Below are 6849 nucleotides of genomic sequence, written 5' to 3' on the forward strand. Positions count from 1 at the left end.
GTGTTGGTGGAGCCGCCCATGGCGATGTCGAGGGCCATGGCGTTCTCGAAGGCCGCGAAGGTGGCGATCGCGCGGGGCAGGACCGTCTCGTCGTCCTGCTCGTAGTGGCGGCGGGTGATGTCCATGACCGTGTTGGCCGCGTCGACGTAGAGCTGTTTGCGGGCCGTGTGCGTGGCCAGGACCGAGCCGTTGCCGGGCAGGGAGAGGCCGATCGCCTCGGTCAGGCAGTTCATCGAGTTGGCGGTGAACATGCCGGAACAGGAACCGCAGGTCGGACAGGCGTTCTCCTCGATGCGGAGGATGTCCTCGTCCGACACCTTGTCGTTGACGGCGTCGGAGATCGCGTCGACCAGGTCGAGCGTACGGACCGTGCCGTCGACGAGCGTGGCCCGGCCGGACTCCATGGGGCCGCCCGAGACGAAGACGGTGGGGATGTTCAGGCGGAGGGCCGCGTTCAGCATGCCCGGGGTGATCTTGTCGCAGTTGGAGATGCAGATCAGGGCGTCGGCGCAGTGGGCCTCGACCATGTACTCCACGCTGTCCGCGATCAGGTCGCGGGAGGGCAGCGAGTACAGCATGCCGCCGTGGCCCATCGCGATGCCGTCGTCGACCGCGATCGTGTTGAACTCGCGCGGGATGCCCCCCGCCTCCCGGATGGCCTCGGAGACGATCCGGCCGACCGGCTGGAGGTGGGTGTGGCCCGGCACGAACTCGGTGAAGGAGTTGGCCACCGCGATGATCGGCTTCCGCCCGATGTCCGCGCCCGGTACACCGGAGGCCCGCATAAGGGCACGGGCGCCCGCCATGTTGCGGCCGTGGGTGACTGTGCGGGACCTCAGCTCGGGCATCGCGCTCGCTCCTTCAGAGACTGCGATCAGAGACATCAGAGACTTCTGACTGCTGTCGAGCCTACGCCCGTGCGCCAAGGGGTGGACACGGTGTCCGGAATGCGGGATGTGTGTCTCAGGGGTGTGGGCCGGCCAGAGGCCCCTAGGGCTGGGTCAGGTGCGCCTGCACCACCGGTGCCAAGCGCGCGATGATCTGTTCCGGATCGGCCGACGCCAGCGGCTCGACCTTGATGACGTACCGCAGCATGGCCGTGCCCACGAGCTGCGCGGCGGCCAGTTCGGCGCGCAGTTCGGCGTCGGGGAGGTCGACCTTGCGGGCGATGCGGTAGAGCAGCTGCGAGGAGACCAGTCGGCGGAACACCGCGGCCGCGGCCTCGTTGTTCACCGCCGAGCGGACGATGGCGAGCAGCGGTGTCCGGGTGGCCGGGTTCTCCCAGAGGCCGAAGATGGCGCGGGTCATGCGCTCGCCCGCGCCGTCGAGGGGGCCTTCCACGACCTGCTCCCGCACGACCAGGACGGGCGAGAACGCGACCTCGACGGCGGCCTCGAAGACCTGCTCCTTGGTGCCGAAGTAGTGGTGGACGAGCGCCGGGTCCACCCCGGCGGCCTTGGCGATGCCGCGCACGGACGTCTTCTCGTAGCCGCGCTCGGAGAACTCCTCCCGGGCGGCGTCGAGGATTCGGTCGCGGGCGGCCGGGGCGTCGGCCGCGTCCGTACGGGAGGGCCGTCCCCTGCGGCGGGGCGTGGCCGCGGTCATCGCCGGGGCACCTTCAGGGCGGAGGCGAGGTGGAGCCGGGTGAAGGCTAGGGCCTCCGCCAGGTCGGCCTCGCGCTCGGCGCCGGACATCGCGCGGCGGGTGTTGACCTCGATGACCACGTGACCGTCGAAGCCGGTGAGCGCGAGGCGCTCCAGCACCTCGGCGCAGGGCTGGGTGCCGCGGCCGGGAACCAGGTGCTCGTCCTTGTTGGAGCCGGCTCCGTCGGCGAGGTGGACGTGGCCGAGGCGGTCGCCCATGCGGTCGAGTATCTGCAGGGCGTCGGTACGGGAGGTGGCGGCGTGGCTGAGGTCGATCGTGAAGTGACGGTAGTCGTCCTTCGTCACGTCCCAGTCGGGGGCGTAGGCGAGCATCTCGCGGTCGCGGTAGCGCCAGGGGTACATGTTCTCGACGGCGAACCGTACGTCCGTCTCGTTCGCCATCCGCCAGATCCCGGTGACGAAGTCGCGGGCGTACTGGCGCTGCCAGCGGAAGGGCGGGTGGACGACGACCGTGCCGGCGCCCAGCTTCTCGGCGGCGGCCTGGGCGCGCTGGAGCTTGATCCAGGGGTCGGTGGACCACACGCGCTGGGTGATCAGCAGGCAGGGGGCGTGGACGGCCAGGATGGGGATCTGGTGGTAGTCGCTGAGCCGGCGCAGGGCCTCGATGTCCTGGCTGACCGGGTCGGTCCACACCATGACCTCGACTCCGTCGTACCCGAGGCGCGCGGCGATCTCGAAAGCCGTCGCCGTTGACTCCGGATACACGGAGGCCGTGGACAGCGCGACCTTCGCATCCGGGATGCGCACCACTGGTTCTGCCACGAAGGACAGGTTACGGGGTGGTGGGGGGCGCCCGGTGATTGGGCCGGGGCGCCTGGTCGCCGTTGGTTTGTTCGCCGTGGGCGGGTGCGGGTTCGCTGTGGCTGGTCGCGCAGTTCCCCGCGCCCCTTGGGGGGGCTGCGCCCCCAAGGCCCCCGCCCTACGTCGAGCTCATCTGGTCCAGGCGGCGGAGGATGACGCCCTCTCGTAGGGCCCAGGGGCAGACCTCGACCGTGTCCACGCCGAAGAGGTCCATGGCGCCCTCGGCGACCAGGGCGCCCGCGAGGAGCTGGCCGGCGCGGCCCTCGGAGACTCCGGGGAGTTCCGCGCGCTGGGCGGTGGTCATCCCGGCGAGCTTCGGCACCCAGGACTCCAGGGACTCCCGCTTCAGCTCGCGCTGGACGTAGAGGCCCTCGGCGGAGCGGGCGGCGCCGGCCAGCCGGGCCAGCTGCTTGAAGGTCTTCGATGTGGCGACCACGTGGTCGGGGGCGCCGAAGCGGCTGAACTCCCCCACCGTACGGGCGATCTCCGCGCGCGCATGGCGGCGGAGGGCCCGTATGTCCGCCGGGTCGGGCGGGTCCCCGGGCAGCCAGCCGGCCGTCAGCCGGCCCGCGCCCAGGGGCAGCGACACCGCCGCGTCGGGCTCCTCGTCTATGCCGTACGCGATCTCCAGGGAACCGCCGCCGATGTCCAGGACCAGCAGCTTGCCCGCCGACCAGCCGAACCAGCGGCGGACGGCCAGGAAGGTCAGGCGCGCCTCCTCCTCGCCGGTCAGGACCGTCAGCTCGACGCCTGTCTCTTCCCGCACCCGCGTGAGGACGTCGTCCGCGTTGCTGGCCTCACGCACGGCGGACGTGGCGAACGGCAGCACGGACTCGACACCCTTGTCCTCGGCGGCCTGGAGCGCCTCCCGGACGACGCCGATCAGACTCTCGACCCCCTCGGGGCCGATCGCCCCGCTGTCGTCGAGAAGTTGCGCGAGCCGCAGCTCCGCCTTGTGCGAGTGCGCGGGCAGCGGGCGCGCGCCTGGGTGCGCATCCACGACCAGCAGATGCACCGTGTTCGAACCCACGTCGAGGACACCGAGTCTCATGGACGAGAACGCTACTGCCAGCGGGAGCCCGCGCAGTCCTCGCTGTCGTTCCCGGGGTCTTACTCTGGACCCGTGCCAAAGACGAAAAAGGCGAAGAACGACAAGGCTGCCAAAACCGTCACAGGTTCTTCGCAGGCGAAGTCGGCCAGGTCCACGAAGCAGGGGAAGGGTGCCCCGGAGCCCGACGAGAAGGGGCTCGACTTCGCACGCGCGTGGGTGGAGTTCCCTGATCCCGCGGACGACGAGCAGGTCTTCCGCTGCGATCTGACCTGGCTGACCTCCCGCTGGAACTGCGTTTTCGGCAGCGGCTGCCAGGGCATCCAGGCAGGTCGCGCCGACGACGGCTGCTGCACGCTGGGCGCGCACTTCTCGGACGAGGACGACGAGAAGCGGGTCGCCGGGCATGTGGCAAGGCTCACACCGGAGATCTGGCAGCACCACGACGTGGGCACGAAGAGCGGTTGGGTCTCGGAGGACGAGGACGGGGACCGCCAGACCCGCCCGTACCAGGGTTCGTGCATCTTCCAGAACCGGCCGGGCTTCGCCGGTGGCGCGGGCTGCTCGCTGCACATCCTGGCGCTCAAGGAGGGCCGTGAGCCCCTGGAGACCAAGCCGGACGTGTGCTGGCAGCTGCCGGTCCGGCGGACGTACGAGTGGATCGACCGGCCCGACGACACCCGGGTGCTCCAGGTCTCCATCGGCGAGTACGACCGGCGCGGCTGGGGCCCGGGCGGGCACGACCTGCACTGGTGGTGCACGTCGGCGACCTCGGCGCACGGCGCGGGCGATCCGGTGTACGTCTCGTACCGCCCGGAGCTGATCGAACTGATGGGCAAGGCGGGGTACGACCGCCTGGTCGAGCTGTGCGAGGAGCGCCTGGCGTCGAGGCTTCCGCTGGTGGCACCGCATCCGGCGGATCCGGTGGGGTGAGGGGCGCCCCGTAAGGGGGCGCCCCGAAAGAGGCGGAAACTGCGCAACCAGCCACAAACAACCCATTTGACCCGCAGACCACAGCCTGCAGACGCTTCCCGCCTACCGTTCCTGAAGACTGAGCGAGCCCGATCAGCCGCGCGCCCCGAACGGTCTTGGGCGAACTGGTCCCCGGCGTACTCAACCCCGGGGCAGCGACACGCATCCTGTACCTGGTCCGATCCCGGGAGGCCAGCTCCCTGTGCGACCTGGCCATGTGGGTACAGCCAGTGGCGACGGGGAGGCCCCGGACCATCTCTCTGGTGGAGCGGGGGCCCCGCACGCTGGCGCCGTACCCGGCGTCCCAGATCGCACGATTGCGTTAACCCGGTCAGCCCACGGCCCCGCAAGCCCACGAGCGGACCATCACACGATCCAGCTAACTCGACCTCGTGCACACTCTCCTGCAAGCAGCTACACCCCCTCCGAGGGAGTCGGCTCGCCACTGCCACTGGGCTCCGGGGCGGACCCTCCGGGGTCCGGGTCCGGGTCCGGGGTGCCCGGATCCGACGGCGTCGGCGTCGGATCAGCGGCCCCCGGGCCACTGGACGTGGGGCCCGGGTCCGGCTGGGTCGGCGGTGGGCCGCTCGGCACCGTCGGGTCCGGGGTGGGCCGCGGAGCGCTCGGCACCCTGCCGAAGCCCTCGATGGACACCATGCTCCCCGTGGGGGCGAGGGTCACCCCCGCCCTCCAGTACCCGGACGGCTCCCGCAGCCGGTCGACGTACACCTTGATCGTCAACGACTCGCCGGGCGCGAGCGTTCCCGAGGAACGGCTGAAGTAGAGCCAGTCCTGGCCCGTGGACGCGGACCAGTGGACCGGCGAGCTCCCGGACGCGGTCAGCGTGATGAGCGTGGTGTCACCACGGCCTGCGGCCTTCACCCTGAGTGTTCCAGCGCCCTTTCCGGGGGCGCTGACGACCTCCACGGAGACGTCGGAGGCGTGCTTGCCCGTCTTGTCGTAGCGGGTGTCCGGTTCGGCTCGCGCGTTGGCGGCGTTCTCGTACCCGCCCGCGGGCTCGCCGGCGAGCCCGTCCGGGCTGTCGGCCTCGCGCGCGGTGGCCGAGCGTCCGTCGACGCCCTCGCCCGTCACGGGGGCACCCCTGTACGCGGCCCAGAGCGCGAGAACGGGGGCGGCCACCACCGTGGCGACGACGGTCGTCGTGACGGCACGCGCGCGCAGGCGGTCGCGGCGGGCCGCGTGGTCCCTGGGGTCCATGGGGAAGCCGCGCCTGTCGAAGCGCGGAGCACCGCCACGCGCGCGCGTGAGGTGGGCCATCGCCGAGTGCAGGGCCGCGCGCGGGGCTTCGAGTACGGGGAGCGCGGCGGGCGTGACGCTGGTGCCGGGCCAGCGGCCGGGGGCGGCGCGCTCGGCGGTGCGGCGGCAGTGGGGGCAGTCGTCGACGTGCCGGACCAGTTCGCGGCGCAGGGCGGCGCCGAGGACGAGCTGGTGGTCGCCGGTGAGGCGGGCGACGCTCGGGCAGGCGCCGGTCTCGACGACGGCGAGGGCCGCGCGGGTGCGTTCCACCTCGCAGGCGGCGGAGGCGAGCAGTTCGCGTGTGGCGGCGGGGGCGAGGCCGATGACGGCGGAGACCTCGTCGGCGGCGAGCTGGTGGCGCACGGCGAGTTCGAGCGCCTCGCGCTGCTCGGGCGTCGTCCCCGCCGCCTCGGGCCAGGCGAGCAGGGCGAGTTCACGCTGCCGCTGCTCCTGGAGTTCCTCGGGGAGGCCGGGGGCGGGCTTCGGGGTGTGCTGCTTGTCGGTGCCGTGGCGGCCGGAAGCGTGCACGCCCTGACGTTTCTGCTTGGCTTCGGCCAGCTTGCGCAGACACGCCCAGCGGGCCAGCGCGTACAGCCAGGCCCGGCGGTCGCCCGGGGCGTCGGGGCCCCGGCGGCGCTCGGCGAGGGCCAGGGCGTCGGCCAGGGCGGCGGTCGCCGCGTCGTGGTCGCACAGGACGGACAGGCAGTAGGTGAACAGGCCGTCCAGATACGGCTCGTGGCGTGCGGGCGGGCGCTGCGTCCGTGCGGGCTCGGGCGCCCGGTCGCGCGTCTCGCGGTGCGCTCGGTGTGCGCCGACGGTGCGGGTGGAGATCTCCGGGCTGCTGCTCATCACCCATGGGACCGTATGCGGCGGGCGGCGGCCCCTTCTTCCTCCTTGCGCACATTTAATCCATACGGGTGAAACGATCCCTCATAAGGGGACAGGAACGCCTGATTCCGCGGCTTTCACCAGGTCGATGGAGGTCCCGGGGGGAGTGGCGGGGTGCGTGGCGGGGTGCGTGGCTCAATGTTGCGCACTTGCTTGACCGCCATCCGAAAAGGGCCCTACATTCCGTGGCGCTCGACGTACTGAGGATCCGTACAGCCC

The 6849-nt window shown here is 71.7% G+C and carries 6 protein-coding genes; 1 reads left to right on the top strand and 5 read right to left on the bottom strand.

What is annotated here, in order from left to right; all coding sequences use genetic code 11:
* The 4 genes from FNH08_RS40860 to FNH08_RS40875 form a co-directional block, all read right to left on the bottom strand.
* The coding region (locus FNH08_RS40860) for a dihydroxy-acid dehydratase domain-containing protein (RefSeq protein ID WP_194238799.1) at positions 1-848 on the bottom strand (848 nt) is incomplete at its 3' end.
* A 142-nt stretch (positions 849-990) separates the two neighbouring features.
* Positions 991-1605 carry a TetR/AcrR family transcriptional regulator gene (locus tag FNH08_RS40865; RefSeq protein ID WP_152776577.1) on the bottom strand — a complete coding sequence of 205 codons (615 nt, stop codon included), beginning with the start codon at positions 1603-1605 and terminating at the stop codon, positions 991-993.
* On the bottom strand, positions 1602-2426 hold the full coding sequence (locus FNH08_RS40870) for a sugar phosphate isomerase/epimerase family protein (protein WP_322726280.1): 825 nt from the start codon (positions 2424-2426) through the stop codon (positions 1602-1604). Before FNH08_RS40870 ends, FNH08_RS40865 begins: the two co-directional genes overlap by 4 nt.
* A 157-nt stretch (positions 2427-2583) precedes the next feature.
* On the bottom strand, positions 2584-3516 hold the full coding sequence (locus tag FNH08_RS40875; RefSeq protein WP_152776578.1) for a Ppx/GppA phosphatase family protein: 933 nt from the start codon (positions 3514-3516) through the stop codon (positions 2584-2586).
* Positions 3517-3588: 72 nt separating this feature from the next.
* Here FNH08_RS40875 and FNH08_RS40880 point away from each other — a divergent pair, with 72 nt between their 5' ends.
* Entirely contained in the window at positions 3589-4446 is an 858-nt protein-coding gene (locus FNH08_RS40880) for a hypothetical protein (protein ID WP_322726281.1), read from the top strand.
* Positions 4447-4899: 453 nt separating this feature from the next.
* Here the strand turns inward: FNH08_RS40880 and FNH08_RS40890 are convergent, their stop codons facing one another.
* Positions 4900-6594: a BACON domain-containing protein gene (locus FNH08_RS40890; protein WP_322726282.1), complete on the bottom strand. Its 1695-nt coding sequence runs from the start codon at positions 6592-6594 to the stop codon at positions 4900-4902.
* Positions 6595-6849 lie beyond the last annotated feature (255 nt).

The sequence above is a fragment of the Streptomyces spongiae genome, assembly GCF_009377185.1.
Lineage (GTDB): Bacteria > Actinomycetota > Actinomycetes > Streptomycetales > Streptomycetaceae > Streptomyces > Streptomyces spongiae.

Excerpts from the sequence above, each read along its gene's own strand:
- FNH08_RS40875 (WP_152776578.1), bottom strand. The coding sequence starts at position 3,516 with ATGAGACTCGGTGTCCTCGACGTGGGTTCGAACACGGTGCATCTGCTG.
- FNH08_RS40865 (WP_152776577.1), bottom strand. The coding sequence starts at position 1,605 with ATGACCGCGGCCACGCCCCGCCGCAGGGGACGGCCCTCCCGTACGGAC.